The 16,917-nt window shown below is 72.8% G+C and carries 15 protein-coding genes, 1 tRNA gene and 1 other RNA gene (1 of these 17 cut by a window edge); 4 read left to right on the forward strand and 13 right to left on the reverse strand.

Going from position 1 to position 16,917, the window contains the following annotated elements; translation table 11 throughout:
- Positions 1-4: 4 nt before the first annotated feature.
- Together DEIMA_RS15460 and DEIMA_RS15465 are read right to left on the reverse strand one after the other, a co-directional pair.
- Positions 5-610 (reverse strand): IMPACT family protein, encoded by a 606-nt coding sequence (locus DEIMA_RS15460; protein ID WP_013558219.1) that lies wholly within the window; start codon positions 608-610, stop codon positions 5-7.
- The gene (locus DEIMA_RS15465; protein ID WP_013558220.1) at positions 607-1,191 is read right to left on the reverse strand and encodes an NUDIX domain-containing protein; all 585 of its coding nucleotides are present in this window, start codon (positions 1,189-1,191) and stop codon (positions 607-609) included. Before DEIMA_RS15465 ends, DEIMA_RS15460 begins: the two co-directional genes overlap by 4 nt.
- Positions 1,192-1,337: 146 nt before the next feature.
- Here DEIMA_RS15465 and DEIMA_RS18755 point away from each other — a divergent pair, with 146 nt between their 5' ends.
- Positions 1,338-3,062, forward strand: coding sequence for an N-acetylmuramoyl-L-alanine amidase (locus DEIMA_RS18755; protein WP_245528332.1), 1,725 nt, complete (start codon positions 1,338-1,340; stop codon positions 3,060-3,062).
- Between the two features lie 46 nt (positions 3,063-3,108).
- Here DEIMA_RS18755 and DEIMA_RS18370 read toward each other — a convergent pair whose 3' ends face one another.
- From DEIMA_RS18370 to ssrA, 3 genes are all read right to left on the reverse strand, one after another.
- Positions 3,109-3,249, reverse strand: coding sequence for a hypothetical protein (locus DEIMA_RS18370; protein ID WP_013558222.1), 141 nt, complete (start codon positions 3,247-3,249; stop codon positions 3,109-3,111).
- A gap of 52 nt (positions 3,250-3,301) precedes the next feature.
- Positions 3,302-3,386 (reverse strand) — tRNA-Leu (locus DEIMA_RS15475).
- A gap of 77 nt (positions 3,387-3,463) precedes the next feature.
- Positions 3,464-3,824, reverse strand: a transfer-messenger RNA (tmRNA) gene (ssrA, locus tag DEIMA_RS17455).
- Between the two features lie 100 nt (positions 3,825-3,924).
- On the opposite strand from ssrA, the gene DEIMA_RS15480 reads away from it, so the two are divergent.
- Both DEIMA_RS15480 and dprA read left to right on the forward strand, forming a co-directional pair.
- Positions 3,925-4,908 carry a glycoside hydrolase family protein gene (locus DEIMA_RS15480; RefSeq protein ID WP_043816842.1) on the forward strand — a complete coding sequence of 328 codons (984 nt, stop codon included), beginning with the start codon at positions 3,925-3,927 and terminating at the stop codon, positions 4,906-4,908.
- Positions 4,909-4,967: 59 nt separating this feature from the next.
- The gene (dprA, locus tag DEIMA_RS15485; RefSeq protein WP_013558224.1) at positions 4,968-6,044 is read left to right on the forward strand and encodes a DNA-processing protein DprA; all 1,077 of its coding nucleotides are present in this window, start codon (positions 4,968-4,970) and stop codon (positions 6,042-6,044) included.
- 27 nt (positions 6,045-6,071) lie between these two features.
- Here the strand turns inward: dprA and DEIMA_RS15490 are convergent, their stop codons facing one another.
- The 8 genes from DEIMA_RS15490 to DEIMA_RS15525 all read right to left on the reverse strand — a co-directional run bounded on the left by DEIMA_RS15490 (position 6,072) and on the right by DEIMA_RS15525 (position 15,865).
- A complete protein-coding gene (locus DEIMA_RS15490) occupies positions 6,072-6,461 on the reverse strand; it encodes a hypothetical protein (RefSeq protein ID WP_013558225.1) in 390 nt (129 codons plus the stop codon).
- Positions 6,458-6,760 carry a DUF7009 family protein gene (locus DEIMA_RS15495; protein ID WP_013558226.1) on the reverse strand — a complete coding sequence of 101 codons (303 nt, stop codon included), beginning with the start codon at positions 6,758-6,760 and terminating at the stop codon, positions 6,458-6,460. The genes DEIMA_RS15490 and DEIMA_RS15495 overlap by 4 nt, the downstream gene beginning before the upstream one ends.
- Positions 6,757-9,132: a glycoside hydrolase family 31 protein gene (locus tag DEIMA_RS15500; RefSeq protein ID WP_013558227.1), complete on the reverse strand. Its 2,376-nt coding sequence runs from the start codon at positions 9,130-9,132 to the stop codon at positions 6,757-6,759. The genes DEIMA_RS15495 and DEIMA_RS15500 overlap by 4 nt, the downstream gene beginning before the upstream one ends.
- 91 nt (positions 9,133-9,223) lie before the next feature.
- On the reverse strand, positions 9,224-10,033 hold the full coding sequence (locus DEIMA_RS15505; RefSeq protein ID WP_013558228.1) for an SDR family oxidoreductase: 810 nt from the start codon (positions 10,031-10,033) through the stop codon (positions 9,224-9,226).
- Positions 10,034-10,055: 22 nt separating this feature from the next.
- Entirely contained in the window at positions 10,056-10,817 is a 762-nt protein-coding gene (locus DEIMA_RS15510) for an enoyl-CoA hydratase-related protein (protein ID WP_013558229.1), read from the reverse strand.
- Positions 10,818-10,909: 92 nt separating this feature from the next.
- Positions 10,910-11,908, reverse strand: a complete 999-nt coding sequence (locus DEIMA_RS15515; protein WP_013558230.1) for a hypothetical protein — start codon at positions 11,906-11,908, stop codon at positions 10,910-10,912.
- 22 nt (positions 11,909-11,930) lie between these two features.
- Entirely contained in the window at positions 11,931-14,624 is a 2,694-nt protein-coding gene (locus DEIMA_RS15520; RefSeq protein WP_013558231.1) for an LPS-assembly protein LptD, read from the reverse strand.
- The gene (locus DEIMA_RS15525) at positions 14,621-15,865 is read right to left on the reverse strand and encodes a SpoIID/LytB domain-containing protein (RefSeq protein ID WP_013558232.1); all 1,245 of its coding nucleotides are present in this window, start codon (positions 15,863-15,865) and stop codon (positions 14,621-14,623) included. The genes DEIMA_RS15520 and DEIMA_RS15525 overlap by 4 nt, the downstream gene beginning before the upstream one ends.
- 109 nt (positions 15,866-15,974) lie before the next feature.
- Between DEIMA_RS15525 and DEIMA_RS15530 the strand changes: the two genes are divergently transcribed.
- A protein-coding gene (locus DEIMA_RS15530) for an FAD-dependent oxidoreductase (protein WP_043816843.1) crosses the window boundary here: on the forward strand, positions 15,975-16,917 show its 5' portion. The gene runs 320 nt beyond the window's last position; the window shows 943 of its 1,263 coding nt (coding positions 1-943); it begins with the start codon at positions 15,975-15,977; its stop codon lies off the right edge, out of view.

Here is a 16,917-nt window from a genome sequence, read left to right on the forward strand (position 1 = left end):
GGGGTTAGTCCTTCAGTTGGCCGGTGCCCCGCGTGGCGTCCGTGAGGGCCTGCCGAAACGGGTCAACGTCGTCCGGGTAGAGGTCGAGTGTGAGGGACAGGCCGCGTTCGGTGTAGACCTCCTCGCCGCGGGCGACGTCGTACTGCGTGAGCAGGTGGTACAGGGCGCTCACCTGGTCGAACGGGACGGTCGCGCGGGCGGGGACGCGCGGGCGCACCGTTTCGCGCGCGGCGGTGCGGAGCGTCTCGGCGGCTTCGCCGCCGTACGCGCGGGCGAGGCCGCCCGTGCCGAGCTTCGTACCGCCGTAGTAGCGGACGACGGCGACGCTCACGCGGTCCACGCCCTGCCCCTCGATGGCGCGCAGGATGGGCGCGCCGGCGGTGCCGCCCGGTTCGCCGTCGTCCGCCCAGCGGTACGCGCCGCGCAGGCGGTACGCCCAGCAGACGTGCGTGGCGTCCGGGTGGCGCGCGCGGATGCGCGCGACGAATGCGAGCGCGTCGTCGGGCGTGTCGGTGCGTTCGGCGTACGTGAGGAAGTCACTGCCGCCGATGACGGCGGCGCGTTCGGCCGGGCCGGCCAGGGTCGTGAACGGCGTGAGGTCCGCGCTCAGATGAGCCCCCGGGCGTGCAGGTGCGCGCGCGCGTGGTACAGCGTGAGGCTGCTGGGGCCGTCGTGAATCTCGCCCGCTTCGAGGCGCGCGTACGCGTCGCGCAGCGGCACGCGCACGGGCGTGATGAGTTCCGTGCGTTCCGGCTGCGCGTCGGTGACGCGCACGCCGAGCGCGAGGTACGGCAGGAACACCACGCCGCTGATGCTCGGCTGCGGGTAGAAGCCGGGCAGCGCCACCCACTCGCGCGCCGTCCCGCCGACCTCCTCGAGTAGCTCGCGTTCGGCGGCGCCCTGCGGGTCCTCGTCGCGCTCCACGCCGCCCGCGACGACCTCCGTGATGGTGGCGCGCAGCGGGTAGCGGTACTGGCGGATCAGGATGGCCTCGCCGGCGTCCGTGACGGGCAGGATGAACACGGCGCGCGGGCCGCGCGGGCGGTACGTGTACTCGATCTCGTCGCCGGCGTGCGTGCGCACGCGGTCAATGTGGACGCTGCGGGGGGGCGGCACGGCAACGCGGGTCTCGAGGGTTTCCCAGGGCTGCTCGGCGTCGGGCGTGAGGGCGTCCCAGTTCGCGTGGCGCATACCGTACACCCTACCGCGTTTGTGAGGGCGGCCCGGCATTCCGGAATGCGCCTCTCACCGGCACACGTTAAGGTGAGGGCGGTCCCAGGTGCGTTTCCCGTCGTCGATGCCGTGAGGCGCGCCTCTGCCACCCTCCACTTATGCGCGTGACCTCTTCCCTCCTGTCCCTCCACGCGGCACTCGCTGCGCTCGCGCTCGCGGGCGGCGCCGCCGCCCAGACCAAAAGTCCTTTCGTGCCGGGCACGCCGGGAACGCAGCGGCCCGGCCTGGCGCCCAGCAGCGCCCTCCCGGCGCAGGCGCTCGGCACCACTGCGGCCACGCCCGCCCTGCCGACCGCCGCGGCGCTGGGCGCGCCGCGCGTCAGCGTCTGGAACGGCGTGACGCGCGTGAACCTGGACCTGCCCGCCGGCGCGAACGCGACGTTCACGCCGACCAGCGCGGGCCTGCGCCTGGACGTGCGCGGCGTGAGCGCCGCACCGACCGTCATCGAGAACCTCGGCGCGAACCTCACGACGTACCGCGTGAGCGCCGCGGCGGGCAGCGTCACCATCATCGTGGGCACGCCGTACCCGCTGGGCCTGGATGACGGGTGGCGCGCGGCGAGCACGCCGGTCACGGGCGGCGGGTCGCTGCTCACGCTGGAGTTCGGCGGGAGCGTCCGGGGCGGCGCCGTCGGCATTGTCGGCGCGGAGGTGCGCACGACGCCGCCCGCCGCGGCCATCCCCCCCGGCGACGCGCACAGCGGGCAGGTGGTGACGCCGCCCACGTTGCCACCCCTGCCGGGCGCGTCACCGACGAGCGCGAACACCACGTCCGGGCGCGTACCGGGCACCCCGCAGGCGGGCGCGCAACTCACGGCGCCGCGCGTCGGCAAGAACCCGGGCCTCACGCGCGCCGTTCTGGACCTCCCGCCGGGCGTGTCGTTCCGCGTGACGCCGAGCGGCACGGCCCTGCGCGTGGACGTCACCGGCGCGGGCGCCGCCACCATGAGCGCGCAGAACGTCAGCCCCGAACTGGGCGCGTGGCGCGTCGACCCGAGCGGGAGCGGCGCCGTCGTGACGTTCATCACGCCGACGCCGCTGGCAGCGCGCAGCGGCTGGCGCAGCCTCCTGCTGCCGCCCGTGGCAGGCAGTGACCGTTCCCGGCTGGCACTGGACTTCTCCCCGGCCCTCGCGGACCTCACGCCGCTGCCCGCCGCGGAACGCACGCTGGCATTCATTCCACCCGTTCAGAACCTCACGCTGGCCTCGGCGGGCGGCGCGAGCGACGCGTTCGCGCCGGGCGCGCCTGCTGTGAGCACGCCCGCGCGCGTCGTCATTGACGCCGGGCACGGCGGCGTCGACCCGGGCGCCATTGGCACCGTCACTGAGAAGGCCGTGACGCTCGACGTGGCCCTGCGCGTCCGCGACCTGCTGCGCGGCGCGGGCGTGGACGTCGTCATGACCCGCGACCGCGACACGCAGATCAGCACGAACAAGAACGCGGACCTCGCGGCGCGCGCCGCGCTCGCGAGCGCGCCCGCGAACCTGTTCGTGAGCATCCACGTGAACAGCATGGACCGCAGCACCATGCTGCGCGGGTACGGCGTGGAAACGTGGTGGTACCCGAACAACCCGAACAGCAGCACCCTTGCCCGCAACCTCCAGAACCGCGTGGTGGGCGTCACGGGCGCGTACTCGCGCGGCACGAAGAACAGCCAGCCGCTGTACGTCCTGCGGTACGCCCGCGTGCCCGCTGCGCTCGTCGAGATCGGGTACGCCAGCCACCCCGTGGACGGCCTGAACCTCCAGAGTGACGCGTACCTGGAACGCGTGGCCGTCGGGATCGCGCAAGGCATCCGGGACACGTTGCTGCAGGGCATCACGAAGTAACCCCGTGTGCGTGCGCGTGGCCCTCGGGAGGGCCGCGCGCACTCGTTCAGCGGCGGAGCTGCCGGCTGTACCAGCCGAGCGCGACGCCGCCGATGGTCCAGAGCGCGCCGCCCCAGTCGCCCATGAACAACTGCACGACGCCCACCGCGAACGAGAGGACCGCGCCCATCAGCACCCAGGCCTGCATGCCTCAGCGTACCTGAAGGGAGCAGCGCCGCCCTGGAGGGCGGCGCTGCTGCTGGTGCCGAGAGCGGGACTTGAACCCGCACGGGTTGCCCCGGCCGATTTTAAGTCGGATGCGTCTACCGATTCCGCCATCCCGGCCTGCGAGGGAGTATAGCAAGCGTGCGTGCGCGGCAGGCGCGAAAGAGAAGCGCCCGCGCGGGTGCGCGGGCGCTGGCTGGTGGAGACGGGCAGAGTCGAACTGCCGTCCGAAGATCCGTTCAGCGTGTCTCTACGTGTGTAGCCTGCTCTTGAATTGTCGGGTGTGGGTGTGGCCTGCAGGCGGGCTTCCCGCACCGTAGCTCGATTTGGTTTCGCCGTCCGTTACCGAGCGTCACGGGGGCTAGCCTTCTTTTGTTCAGCTCACTCAGACGCCAAAGGCCGGGCTTCTGAGCGCTGGTCTCACTTAAGCAGCGAGAGCAAAGGTGGTGCTGTTGTTGTTGCCAGTTAAAGGCTTGGTCGGATGATTAACGAGGCCAACGACCATCCTCGACACGCAACATCACTTGCAGTAATCCCCGTCGAAACCGGGTCGTCCCCAAGCAAGACCTATTGTAGCAGCCTTCGCCCCGGGCACCGTTATGGAGGCACCATGCGTCCCCTCACGTCCCGTCAGGTGGCGTGCGCGACCCTGAGAGGCATGCGGAAGATCATCATGCTCGCCGCGTGCCTCTCGTCCGGCGCGCTCGCGCAGTCCGGGCGGACCGCCGTGTGGCTGCGCCCGCCGAACACTGCCGCCGAGCTGGAGCGCACGCTCGTGCAGGCGCGGCAGGCGGGCTTCACGGACGTCTTGCTGGAAGGCTTCTACCACGGGCGGGCGGTGTGGAGCTCGAACGTGGCCCCCATGAAGCTCCCGTACGACGCCCTGAAGGTCGCGGCGCGCGTCGCGGACCGCGAGGGCCTGCGCCTGAACGTGTGGATGGAAACGATGTACTGGCGGCCCGCCGCGAAGTTCGGCGTGCCCGTCACGCCCTTGTGGCGCGACGACGCGGCCACGCGCACGCGCGATGGGCGCGCGAGCCTCGACGTCAGCAACCTCGGGTTCGTGGACCCGGCGGACGAGGGCGTCCGCCGCACCCTCGACGCGCTCGTCCGCGAGGTGGCCACGGCGTATCCGAAGGTGGGTCTGCACCTGGATTACCTGCGGTACCCGCGCGAGGACGATTTCGGGTTCCACCCGGCCGCCGTGGACGGTTTCCGGGCGCAGTCGGGCCTGGACGCGCGCCGCATCGCGAAGTACGGCGAGGGCGGGCGCGTCACGCCGGAGTGGCAGGCGTGGAGCCGGTACCGGCGGGACCTGATCACCAGCCTCGCGGAGCAGCTGATCGGCGCGTACCGCAGTGCGGGCGGCCAAGGGCAGGTGAGCGCGGCAGTGTTCAGCGGCCTGGACCCGCTGCAGGACTGGCGTTCGTGGCCGGGGCTGGACGCGGCCATGCCGATGCTGTACCTGCCGAGCGCGGGCCTGTACCGGCTGGCGCTGCTGCCGTACGAACGCGGGGCGCGGGTGTGGCCGGGCATTCAGGTGGGACCGGGGCGCCCGGCGCTCGCGGAGCAACTGCGGGTGGTGCGGTCGTTGGGCTTCCCGAACGTGGCGGTGTTCGGGTGGACGCCGCCGGACGCCTGAGCGTCCGCGCCCGCTGACATGCGGCGCGGACCGGGCAGAGCGGACGGTAGCATCGCCGCATGACGCTGTTCGACACGACCGCCACCGAGGAGCTGCGGGCGCTGCTGGCGTTGCGCTTCACGCCGCAGCTGGGGCCGCGCCGCATTGAGGCGCTGCGGCAGCATTTCGGGAGTGCGGGCGCCGCCCTGATGGCCGGGCCGTCCGGCGCGCGCCACGTGGACAGCGTGGACGCGCGCGGCGCGGCCGGCCTCGGGGACGCGGCGACGCTGCGCCGCGCGGACGAGGAGATCGAGCGGGCCCGGAAGGTGGGGGCGCAGCTGCTCGGGCGGGGCCTGCCCGGGTATCCGGCGGCGCTGGAGGCCCTGCCGGACCCACCGCCGGTGCTGTGGGTGCGCGGTACATTACCGGACCTGGCGGTCGTGCCGACCGCGATTGGCGTGGTGGGCACGCGGGCGTGCAGCGCGCACGCGCGGTCGTTCACGCGGGCGCTCGCCGCGGACCTCGCGCGGGCGGGCGTGGTGGTCGTGAGCGGCCTCGCGCGCGGCATCGACACGGCGGCGCACACAGCCGCCGTGGACGCGGGCGGGGCGAGCATCGGAGTGCTGGGCAGCGGCGTGGACACCATCTACCCGGCGGAGAACAAGGCTCTGGCCGCTCGCCTGTGCGTGGTGAGCGAGTACCCGCTGGGCACGCGCCCGGCGGCGCACAACTTCCCGGCGCGGAACCGCGTGATCGCGGCGCTCAGCGCGGGGAGCGTCGTGGTGGAGGGGGAAGCCCGCAGCGGCGCGATGATCACGGCCGTGGCGGCGCTGGAGTGCGGGCGGACCGTGTTCGCGGTGCCGGGGCGTGCGGGGGACCCGCTGGCGGCGGGCCCACACCAGCTGTTGCGGGACGGAGCGGTGCTGGTGGAGGGCGCCGCGGACATCCTGCGGGAGTTCGGGTGGGCGGACGCGCCGTCGCGCGCGCCGCTGGACCTGCCGGACGATCAGGCGCGGGTGCTGGCGGCGCTGACGGGGCCGCGCACGCTCGATGACGTGCTGAGCGTGTCGGGCGTGGCGGACGCGCACACGGCGCTGCTGATGCTGCAACTGGCGGGGCTCGTGGAGGAGAGTGGCGGGCGGTACGCGCGCCGGTAGGGGCGGCGCGTTCGTGGGTTCCTTCGGTCAGTTGAGTTCGAGCAGCAGCCAGTGCGGGTACGGCGCAGTGAGGGTGCGGTGCGCGACCTTCTGGATGCAGGCCATGACGGGCGCGAGGGCGGGGTCCTCGATGAAGCTGGCGAGGAACGCGAGTTCATCGAGCACCTGCCGGCTCTGCTGGCGGGGGATGCGCAGCTGCTCCTCGCGGTTGATGCGCGACAGGACGCGCAGGTCGTAGGCGCGTGCCAGCAGGCCCAGGCGTTCCAGCAGCGCTTCCGGCACCCAGTACGTGAACACGGGAGCGTCCTCCCACGTGAAGCGCGCGCTGTCCGGGTGGAGGCGTCCGTCGATGAGGGCGACGGCGGCCTGGAGGCCGTCGGCGTACGTGGCGTACGTGCGGGGGTCGGGGTGTTTCATGTGAGGTGCTGCGGCCCGTAGTCCTTCTCGACCAGGATGCGCGTGTCGTCGGTGCGCAGTTCGACGCCTTCCTCGCGGGGATCGGCGAGGCGCGCGCGCGTGGCGGGCCCGAGCGTGACGGTGAGGGTGCCCCCCTGCCCGCGCGCGCGGTCGTGGTCGCCGGGCTGCAGGGTGAGTGTCCAGTGCCCGCCGGGGAACGGGACGGTGAGCGTCTGGGGGTGGCCGAGGACGGTGAGCGCTTCGGTTTCGAGATCGTCGAGACGCGCGCGGACGCTGCGGGCCGTGAAGCGGACCTTCATGCCTGCACCTGCACGGTCAGGGTCGTCCAGTCGGCGGGCGCGGTCACATGGACGGCGTGGGCGTCGCGCGTCCAGTGGGCCGCGCCCGTCACGCGGACGTCGCCGTCCGGGAGGCCGAGCAGCACGAGGGTGTCGTGTGGGCGGTCCACGGCGAGGTCGCCGTGCGTGGTGCGCGTGAGGGTCAGGGTGGCGCCGTCGAGCGCGCCGGTCAGTTCGGTGAGGCGGTGCGGGCCGTGGCCGTCGCCGTCGTCCTCGTACAGGGCGCCGTGGACGGCGTCGCCCGCGTGGATCAGCCAGGTGAGGTGCGCCCAGCGGGCGGTGGTGGTGTGCGGGGCGGGCTCGGTGAGGGGCACGGCGCCACCCGCGCGGAGGTACAGCGGGAGCGTGTCGAGGGCGGCGTCCGCGACGGCGGCGTGCCCGCCCGGGTGCACCTGAGTGCCCGGCGTGAGGTTGAACACCGCTGCCCAGGGGCGCGCGCCCGGAAGGTTCACGAGGCGGCGGGTGTGCCCGGCGTGCAGGATGGGCGCGACGAGCAGGGCGTCCCCGAGCAGGTAGGTGGTGTCGTCGTGCGCGGCGTGCGGGTCGTCCGGGTGGTGCAGCGCGACGGGCCGCATCACGGGCAGCGCCTCGCGCGCCGCCTGCCACGCGAGGGTGTAGAGGTGCGGGAGCAGGCGCGCGCGGAGGCGCAACGCGTCGCGGATGACGCTCAGGTACGGCTCCCCGAACCGCCACGGTTCCTGCATGACGCTGCCCTTCGCGCTGTGGTTGCGCAGGAACGCGTACCCGACGGCCGCCTGGTACCAGCGGGTGAGGAGCTCGCCGGTGGTGTCGCCGTGGAAGCCGCCAACGTCCGCGGCGGCGAACGGAACGCCGCTCAGGCCGAGGCCCATGATCATGGGGAGACTGAGGGCCAGGTGACTCCAGGTGCTGGTGTTGTCGCCGGTCCACAGGGTCGCGTGCTTCTGGATGCCGGCGTACGCGGCGCGGGTGAGCACCCAGGGGCGCGCGTGCGGCGCGTACCGCGCGTACCCCTGGCGGGTCGCGGCGCTCATGCCGTTCGCGTACGCGTTGTGCACTTCCAGGTGCGTGCGCAGGCCGTGGCGGGCGTCGTTCGGGAGGGTTTTGCCTTCGGCGGCGGGGTCGCCGCGCACGCTGAACGCGGCGGGCTCGTTCATGTCGTTCCACTGTCCGGTGATGCCCAGGTCCGCGAAGACGCGGTGCTGCTCGGCCCACCACGCGACGACTTCGTCGCGCGTGAAGTCCGGGTACACGGCCGGGTCGGGCCAGACCTCGCCGACGAGCACGTCACCGCGCGCGGTGCGGACGAGGTGGTCGTCGCGCACGGCCTCGTCGTATACGCGGTAGCCGGCTTCCTGCTTCACGCCCGGGTCGACGATGGGCACGAGGTGCACGCCGTGCGCGAGGGCGTCACGCACGGTGCGGGCCGGGTCGGGGAAGCGCCCCGGGTCGAAGGTCCAGACCTTGAAGGCGTCCATGTACTCGATATCGACGTACACGCTGTCGAGCGGCAGGTCGCGTTCGCGGTACCCGCGGATGACGTGCGTCAGGTCATGTTCGCTCTCGTACCCCCAGCGGGACTGCGCGGCGCCGAGGGCCCACAGGGGCGGGAGGGGCGCGTGGCCGGTGAGGGCGGCGTAGCGGCGCAGGACGTCCGTGGGGTGCGGTCCGTCAATGACGTACACGTCGAGGCTGGGGCCGGCGCTGGCCCAGCGGAGTTCGTGCGGGTGCGTGCGGGCGACGTCGACGTCCATGCGCCACGTCTCGTCGAGGAACACGCCGCTGGCCCGTCCGTCCAGGAGGCGGGTGGTGAAGGGAATACTGGCGTACAGCGGGTCGCTTTCGGTGTGGTGCGGGAAGCAGTCGGTGTTCCAGAACGTGAAGCTCAGGCCGCGTTTGTCCAGCGGGCCGACCTTCTCGCCGAAGCCCAGGTACGCGGCCCGGGCAGGCGCGTGCAGGGTGAGGGTGCTGCGCGCGCGGTCACTGCCGCCGTTCGCGCGCCAGTCGAGCGCCGCAGCGAGGGGGTCGCCGGCGTCGTTCGTGATGATCCACGCGCCGCTCGCGCGGTCCACGGTGACGCTCAGGCCGCCCGCGCGCGCGGTCAGGTGCGGGCCGTCCTCGTGGACGTCCGGGGTGAGGCCCGTGTCCTGCGGGACGCCCGCGAAGCTGTGCTTGGGCGGGACGTGCGGGTACGTGAGGGTCTCGGCGCGCCAGTCCGGCAGGGCGCGGACGCGGGCGACGCCCTCCAGCGGGAAGGAGACGGTGAGGACGTCGGTGGCGCCCCAGACGCGCAGGGTGTGGCCTTCCAGAACGTGCGCGCCGAGGCGCACGGGCATCGCGGGGAAGGGCGGCATGTGCGGAGCGTACCGCACGCGCCCGGCGGCATGGCCATATGCACATGAAGGCGAACCCCCGATTTCGCGGGGGTTCGCGCAGATGGCCGGTTCAGCCTTGTTTCTGGGATTCCATGATGGCGTTCACGAGGACGCCAGGGCCGAGCAGTCGGCTGCCGCCGTCCACGGGGAGGATCACGCCGGTGATGAAGCTGGCGGCGTCGCTGGACAGGAACAGCGCGGCGTTCGCGATGTCGTCCTTGATGCCGAAGCGGCCGAGGGGGACGCTGCGGATGACGCTCTTGCGGGCGGCGTCGGTGGGCGCGAGGCGGCGCATGCCTTCGGTGTCGTCGATGGGGCCGGGGATGATGGCGTTCACGCGCACGCCGCGCATGCCCCATTCGAGGGCGAGCACCTCGGTGAGGCGGTCCACGCCGGCTTTCGCGGCGCACACGTGCGCCTGGAGCGGCACGGGCATGCCGTACGCGCTGATGCTGAGGACGCTGCTGCCGGGGCCGCGCAGGTGCGGCGTGGCGGCCTTGATGGTGTTGAAGGTGCCGAGCAGGTCGATGTCCATGACGCTCTTGAAGCCGTTGGTGCTGATGCCCTCGAACGGCGCGGGGAAGTTCCCGGCGGCGCCGCACAGCACGATGTCGATGGGTCCGAAGGCGTCGACGGCCTGTTGCGTGGCGGCGGTGAGCGCTTCGGGGTCGCGGACGTCGGCGCTGACGCCGAGGGCGCGCCCGCCGGCGGCCGTGATGTCCTGCGCGGCGCCGACGGTGCGTTCCAGGGTGCGGCCGAGCAGGGTGACGGCGCAGCCGTGCGCGGCGAACGCGCGGGCGACGCCGAGGTTGATGCCGCTGCCGCCGCCAGTGATGAGGGCGTGCTTGCCGGCGAGGAGGTCCGGGGTGAAGTGCGTCATGGTGGTCCTTTCGAGGGGGGGGTCAGCCGTTGGAGCGGCTGAGCTTCTGGAGGTGCGCGCCGAGGGCGTTCAGGTCGAGGTGGTCGGCGTTCCACTGCGCGGCGTGGCGCAGGCTGTCCGCGTGCGGGAGGTGCGCGTTCAGGGTGCGTTTGGTGCCTTCGGCGGCGCGGGGGGGCAGGGCGGCGAGGCGCGCGGCGAGCGTTTCGGCGCGGGTCAGCAGGGCGTCTTCGGTGTCGTGCAGTTCGGTGACGAGGCCCCAGTTGAGCGCGGTGGGGGCGTCGATGGGGTCGCCGGTGAGGGCGAGGTGCTGGGTGCGTCCGAGGCCGATGAGCGGCGGGAGGCGGGAGAGGCCGCCCAGGTCGGCGACGATGCCGAGCGTGACTTCGGGGAGGCTGAAGCGCGCGCTGGTTGTGGCGAGGCGCACGTCGCAGGCGCTGATGAGCTCCAGGCCCGCGCCGATGCACCAGCCGTCCACGGCGGCGATGACGGGGATGGGCAGGGCCGCGAGGGCGTTCAGGGCCTGCTGCATCTCGTCCACGAGGCGCAGGAATTCGCCGTCCTGTGGGAGGGCGGCCGCGATGATGGGCGCGGTCTGGTGGAGGTCGAGGCCGACGCTGAAGGTGCCTGCCTGCCCGCGGATGATCAGGGCGCGGGCGTCCCCGAGGTCCGCGAGGGCGGCAGGCAGGTCGCGCCAGAAGGCGGGGCCGAACGCGCCGCGTTTGCTGGCGAGGGTGAGCGTGGCGACGGGGCCGCTGCGGGCCACGTGCACGGTGGTGGACGTCATGTTCGCAGCGTACCCCAAGTCACCAGAGAATTGAACCGAGTTCAGGAATCCTGGGTGGCGCGAACCCGGGCGCCCCACCTTAGGCCCTGCGCTCAGGGGGTGGTGGCCGTGTCGGGGGGAATCACCCAGCTGAGGGCGCGCGCGTCACTGAGCCCGCCGATAATCACGGTCGGCGTGCCGCCCGTGGTGCCGGTGAGGCTGTAAGTGTCGAGGCGCGTTACGTCCGTGCCGGTCAGGACGTACGCGTACCCGTCGGACGCGAGGGTCAGGTCGCGCAGGTCCGTGAACGTCCGGTCGAGCGGCGTGGACGTGCCGGCCGTGCCGTTCCAGAACGTGAGCCGTCCGCTGTCGACGTTCCACGCGGCCAGCAGGTTCAGGCCGGTGAACAGCCGCGACGCCTTGCCGCTCAACACGGCCGCGCCGAGGGCGGGGGCGGCGTCGACGTTTACCGGGCGGACATCACTGTTCGTCGCGGCGTACAGCGTGCGGCGGTACACCGCGAGGTCGTTGATGGTGGCGTCCGTGCTGAACAGCGTCGCGGGCGTCCCGTCGGTGATGCGCAGGACGTCGCTGCCGCCCGTGAGGTTCGGGCGGGCGACGGTGACGGTGCTGCCGTCGGTCACGGCGAAGCGGGTGGCTTCGGCGGTGGTGGGCGTGGGGGGCGGCAGCGTCGCCTGCCAGACGAGCGTGCCGTCCGCGCGGTACAGCGCGAGCCGCTGCAGTTCGCCGGTGCAGGCGCTGAGGACCGCCAGCAGGTCGCGGCTCTCGCTGGCGCGCGCGCGCACCAGGCACGGCGCGGGCGTGAGGGCCGTGAACGCGCCGCCGGGCGTCAGGGCCGCGTCGATGCGGCGCACGCCGGTGGTGCGCGTTTCGAGGACGCGCGTGCCGGTGCCGTCATCGATGAGGCTCACGACCGGCGCGTCGCTGGCGCGCGTGGCGGTCTGCGCGCCGGTGGTGGGGTTGTAGGCGCGCACGGTGGTGCCGCTCACGTCGGCCACAACAAGACGCAGGTTGGGTGGGGTTTCCTCGGTGCCGGTGCACGCGGCGAGCAGCAGCGGCAGGGCGAGGGCGGCAATCAGGGTGCGGCGCATGCGGGGCTCCTTTGCGGGGCGGTCAGGGGGTGGGCAGGCCGGGGAAGCGGGGGCCGCTGGGGGTGGCCTCGAAGGCGGGGACGTTCACGCTGCCCGGCAGGCCGACGGTCACGCGGAAACGCTGCGCGCCCGGGTTGATTTCAGCCTGCAGCGCCCAGCAGCAGCGGTCCACCGTGACGAGGAACGTCGGCTCCAGGCGCCCAGGTGCCTGCAGGACGCCGTTCTCCCAGCGGAGTTCCTGATTGAGGATGGTGCTGACGTACGCGTCCGGACGGGGACGGTTGCCGAGCGCGACCGTGAACGCGACGGGACTGAGCGTGAGGCGTTCGGTGAGGTGCCCGTCCGGCGCGCGGTAGCGGTTGTATTCGGCGTTCGCGCGGATCGCGAAGCGGCTGCTGGCGTCCCAGTTGGCGGTGAGCCGCGCGCGGCTCAGTTCGGTGATCTTCTGATCGAGGCCGGGGACGTTCAGGGTCGCTTCGGCGGCGATGCTCTGCCCGGGGCGGGTGGCGCTGGCGCGCGCCGTGAGTTGCGGCGCGACCCACCCGCCGCGCGCGAGGTCGTACAGGCCGCCGTAGCGGACGTTCCAGCTGTTCGCGCTGCCTTCGGTGCTGCCGACGCTGAAGTTCACGGTGTCGCTGGCCTTGTTGCCGTTCGGGAAGGTGAGGTTGTGGTCGCTGGCGAAGGTCACGTTGCGCCAGCGGACGCTGAACGTCCCGGTGGCGCGCTCCACGCGGTAGTCGATGGTGTACGGCGCGAAGTACACCGTTTCGGTGGCGTTCAGGGTGACGGGGTTCAGGACCGTGTCGTACACGCTCACGCCGCTCACGCTGAACGTCATGCGGTCCAGGCGGCGCGCGGCCGGGTCGTACACGGCTTCGACCTTCGCCTGGTCAGCGCTGGTGTTGCCGGTGAGCGTGATCGCGCCGGTGGCCGGGCCGAGGCCGGCGTCGGTGGTGTAGCTGGCGTTGCCGCTGACGTTCACGCCGCGCGCGGGCGTGACGCTGAACGAGCCGCTGCCGTCCACCTTGCCGGTGAACAGGTTCGGGTTGAAGGTCAGGGTGGCGCTGTTGCTGCTGGTGTAGCTGTTGGGGCCCTTGCCGATGGTGCGGCTGCGGTTCAGGTTCACGCCGAACGTCGCGGCGGCCTGGCGGGGGCGCGGCAGGAAGAAGTCGTACGTCTGCCCGGCAGTGACCGTGACGCCGTCGGCGGCCTGCAGGGTCAGGGTGGCGGTGAGCGGGGCGCGCAGAATGCGGGTGTAGTACGTCGTGTCGAAGTCGAAGGGGCTGTAGCCTTCCTTGCGTTCGTACTGGTAGCGGACCGTGAGGGCGTGCTGGTTCTTCACGCCGAACCTCTGCGTGAGGTTCGCGTCGAGGTTCACGTCGACGACGCGCGCGCCCGTGCCGTAGTACCGGCCGGTGAAGGTGTTCGTGACGCTGAGCGTCGCGTTCGACCACGGCGCGTTCGTGAATGCGAGCGTGTGCCGCTCCTCCAGGCGCACGGTGGAGAGGTTCGGGCTGGTGCGTGCGGCGACGCTGCCGGTGCGGGCGGGCGCGGTGTAGTTCCCGACAGTGAACGCGAAGTCGCCGCTGAGGTCCCCGGCGGTGAACTTCGGCGGGTCGTACGTTACTTCCGGGAGGCGCAGCGGCACGTCGAGGCGCGTTTTCAGGGAGCGGCCCCAGCGGTCCACGTACGAGACGCTGAAGGCGTGCCCGTCGATGGTGGTGGCGGCGGTTGCCTCGACGGCCGTGACGCCGCGTTCCGGGTCGGTGCGGCTGCGGCCGATGTCGCGCCGCGCGAGGTTCACGCTGTACGTGAGGCCGTTTTCGGTGTTCGTGAGGGGCACGCGGCCGTTCGCGCGGACGCTGGCGTCCACCTCGTACCCGGTGTCCGGGAGGGGGCGGGGGTTCACGAGGGCGTACACGTCGGCGCGTTCCATGGTGGGAATGGGCGCGTACGCGCGCAGCTGCACGCCGAAGCCCACGGCGGGTTTGCGGTTCTGGTAGAAGCGCAGCAGCGTGTACCCGAAAGCTTTGCTGCCGATCACGAACGGCAGGTCGGCGGCGGCGGTCAGGCCGTCGGTGGTGTCGCGTGACACGCTGAATTTCGGTTGGCGGTCCGGGTCGCCGAGCGGCAGCACGATCACCGGCAGGTACAGCACCGGCTCGTCGGCGAGCAGCAGCGTCGCGCGGTACGCGACGAGGCGGTCACCGGGGTAGAGCAGGATGCGTTCGGCGCGGAAGGCGTAGTCGTTGGGGGTGCGGCCGCAGCGGGCGCACGGCGTGAAGTACCCGCTGTTGACCTGCAGCTGCCCGGGGACGCGCTGCACGTCCTCCCCGCGGATTTCGAGGGCGGCGTCGCTGACGAGCACGTCCTCGCCGGTGAGGGCCTGCGTGCCGAGGTCCACGACGAGGTCCTGGCCGCGCAGGACCTGCTCGGTCGTGACGCCCGTCGGGCCTTTGGGGTGAGACAGGTACGTGCCGTTGCCGACGATGGTGAGGGTGCGGCGCGTGCGGTTGTACTCGACGCGCGAGGCGTTGATGACGTCGTCGTCGACCTTGAGCTGCACGCGTTCGCCGCTGATGACGACGATCTCCTGGCCGTCCACCTTGCGGAGTTCCAGGCGGTCAGCCTGCACGATCTCGACGGTGCGGGCGCTCGCGAACGCGCACAGCGCGAGCGTGACCGTCGCGGCGAGGCGCGCGAGGCGGCGCTTCATAGGCCCGCGAGGTGCAGTGTGGGCGTCACAGCGGTCAGCGGGGCGGGCGCGTGGCGCGCGGTGAACGCCTGCAGGCGCGCGGCGTCGTTGAGCGGCACGGTATCCGCGAGGAGCGGGCCCTTGCCGGCGACGCCCAGCAGCGCGCTGATGCTCGCGCCGGGGTAGTAGAAGCCAAGGATCTGCAGGTGCGTCCACGCCTGCTGCGCGAGGCCGGACGCGCCGTACTGCGAGAGGCCCACGCCGTGCCCGCTGCCGGCACCGGCGACGAGCAGCGCGTCCGCGCCGGGCGTGAAGGTCACGCGGGTGCTGTACGCGCCGAGCGAGCGCACGAACCCGCCAGCGTCCGCGCCGGCGAGGCGGGCGGTGCCGCTCGTGCCGGTCAGGGTGAGCTCCTGCGGGCGACCAGAGGCGCTCGCGCGCGTCACCTGCACGCCCGTGACGCGGCCGACGCGCACGCCGTACCGCGCGGCCACCTCCGCGACGCGCGGGTACGGCACGCTCATGGACCACTGGCTCTTGGGGCCCTGCGACGCCGGGTCGGCCTTCGCGACGAGGTACGGAAGCGCCTCGCCCCACACTTCCGCGCTGGACGCCGTGAACCCGCCCGAGTCGCTGGAGAAGAACGTCTTGGCAGCCCGCCCGGCGTACGACACGACCTGCCCGGCGGTGGCGTTGATGGCGGCGTCGCTGTTGTTTGCCTCGCGCGCCACGCCGCCGTACACCTGGCACTGCTCGGTCGCGCACACGTCGTAGGGGGCGTTCGGGTTCACGCGGGACGCGGCGTACGTGCGGGCAATCACCGCCTGGGCCTTGAGGGCCTCCTGCGGCCAGGACGCGGGCATCTCCGCGGGCACGACGCCGCGCAGGTACGCTTCCATGTCCACGACGTTCACGGCCTGCACGCCGCCATTCACGGCGCGCAGCTGCACGCCCCCGCGGTAGGTGCGCCCGGCGATCTCGAGGGTGCTGTTCGCGGCGGGCGGGAGGTACAGGGCGTCACTGCCGGAGTCCTGGCCGCCGACCGTGAGGTTCCGGCCGCGCACGCCGATGACCCATTCGGTCGCGCCGGCCGGCTGAGCGGTCGTGCCGGGCAGCGCGGCGTTCGTGAGGGGCGTGCGGACGGTCAGCTGGGGGGCGCTGGCAACTAGCACCCGGATGTTCACGGCGTGCGCGGCGCCCGCGCCAAGCGCGGCCAGCAGGGCCAGCGGGCGCAGGGCGCGCAGGAAGAGCGGGGCTCGCATGGTTCGGCAAGTATAGCCTGACGCTTTTCCGAAGCTTATGAGAACACTCACACGTGGAAAACCGCTCATTCTCGCACTTCCGCGGCGCGCGCGCGGGCATGATGGACACGTGACCTCCAGCGCCTCCTCTGCTGCCCGCCCAACCGCTGGGCGCGTGTTCACGCACGCGCAACACGCCCTCCCGGACACCTCGTATGACGTCGTGATCATCGGCGCGGGCCGCATGGGCCTGGCGGCGGCGTTCTACCTGCGGCGCCTGCAGGTGGGCGCGCGCGTGCTCATCGCGGAGCGCGGCGGCATTCCCAGCGAGGATGGCGCGACGCTGCACGCGCCCGGCGTGTGGCACCGGCAGGGCCTGCCCGCAGCGTGGGCGGCGCGCGCCGCGTGGGTGCGGCACCTCTGGGCGAACCCGGAAGTGGAGACGGGCACGGCGCGTCCGCACGACCCGCCGTTCATCGCGTGCGGGCACGCGCACCTGCACTTCACGGACGAGCCCGCGACGCCGCCCCCAGCCGGCCTGCGGACCTTCACGCCAGAGACGTTCCTGGCCTCCCTGTGCGCGCCCGCCCGCGAGCAGGTGCAGACGCTCGTGGACTGGCCGAGCGTGGTCGCCGTGACCTTCGACCCGCTGGGCGGCGTGGGAAGCGGCAGCACGCTCGCGCTGAGCTACGGGTACGCAGCGGTGCGCCTCGGCGCGGACCTCGCGCTGAACACCGAGGCGCGCCTGACGCCGGGCGGCGTCACGCTGCGGCGCCTGGACGTGACGAACACGCACCAGATCGTCGTGGCCCGCGAGGAGCAGGTCCGCGCGCCCGTGGTGATTGTCGCCGCGGGCGCTGACAGCATGACGTTGCTGGAGCACGACCTGGGCGTCATCCGCCGCCACGGGCGCGCGTACGCGCAGTACCCGCAGCTGGAGGTGCCGCCCGCGCCGGGTCTGCCGGCCCTCGCGGCGCAGGGGTTCACGGTGCGGCCCGCGGCGAGCTACCTGCGGGTGCTGCCGCCCGTGCAGGGCGCCGACCCGCACGGGTACGCACCGGTCGGCGGGCGCC

This window comes from Deinococcus maricopensis DSM 21211 (assembly GCF_000186385.1).
Taxonomy (GTDB): domain Bacteria; phylum Deinococcota; class Deinococci; order Deinococcales; family Deinococcaceae; genus Deinococcus_B; species Deinococcus_B maricopensis.

Coding starts and splice junctions, on each gene's coding strand:
- DEIMA_RS15515 (WP_013558230.1), bottom strand. CDS start 11,908: ATGCGCCGCACCCTGATTGCCGCCCTCGCCCTGCCGCTGCTGCTCGCC.
- dprA (WP_013558224.1), top strand. CDS start 4,968: ATGACGCTGTTCGACACGACCGCCACCGAGGAGCTGCGGGCGCTGCTG.
- DEIMA_RS18370 (WP_013558222.1), bottom strand. CDS start 3,249: ATGCAGGCCTGGGTGCTGATGGGCGCGGTCCTCTCGTTCGCGGTGGGC.
- DEIMA_RS15465 (WP_013558220.1), bottom strand. CDS start 1,191: ATGCGCCACGCGAACTGGGACGCCCTCACGCCCGACGCCGAGCAGCCC.
- DEIMA_RS15495 (WP_013558226.1), bottom strand. CDS start 6,760: ATGAAGGTCCGCTTCACGGCCCGCAGCGTCCGCGCGCGTCTCGACGAT.
- DEIMA_RS15505 (WP_013558228.1), bottom strand. CDS start 10,033: ATGACGCACTTCACCCCGGACCTCCTCGCCGGCAAGCACGCCCTCATC.
- DEIMA_RS15525 (WP_013558232.1), bottom strand. CDS start 15,865: ATGCGAGCCCCGCTCTTCCTGCGCGCCCTGCGCCCGCTGGCCCTGCTG.
- DEIMA_RS15520 (WP_013558231.1), bottom strand. CDS start 14,624: ATGAAGCGCCGCCTCGCGCGCCTCGCCGCGACGGTCACGCTCGCGCTG.
- DEIMA_RS15490 (WP_013558225.1), bottom strand. CDS start 6,461: ATGAAACACCCCGACCCCCGCACGTACGCCACGTACGCCGACGGCCTC.
- DEIMA_RS15480 (WP_043816842.1), top strand. CDS start 3,925: ATGCGGAAGATCATCATGCTCGCCGCGTGCCTCTCGTCCGGCGCGCTC.
- DEIMA_RS15500 (WP_013558227.1), bottom strand. CDS start 9,132: ATGCCGCCCTTCCCCGCGATGCCCGTGCGCCTCGGCGCGCACGTTCTG.
- DEIMA_RS15510 (WP_013558229.1), bottom strand. CDS start 10,817: ATGACGTCCACCACCGTGCACGTGGCCCGCAGCGGCCCCGTCGCCACG.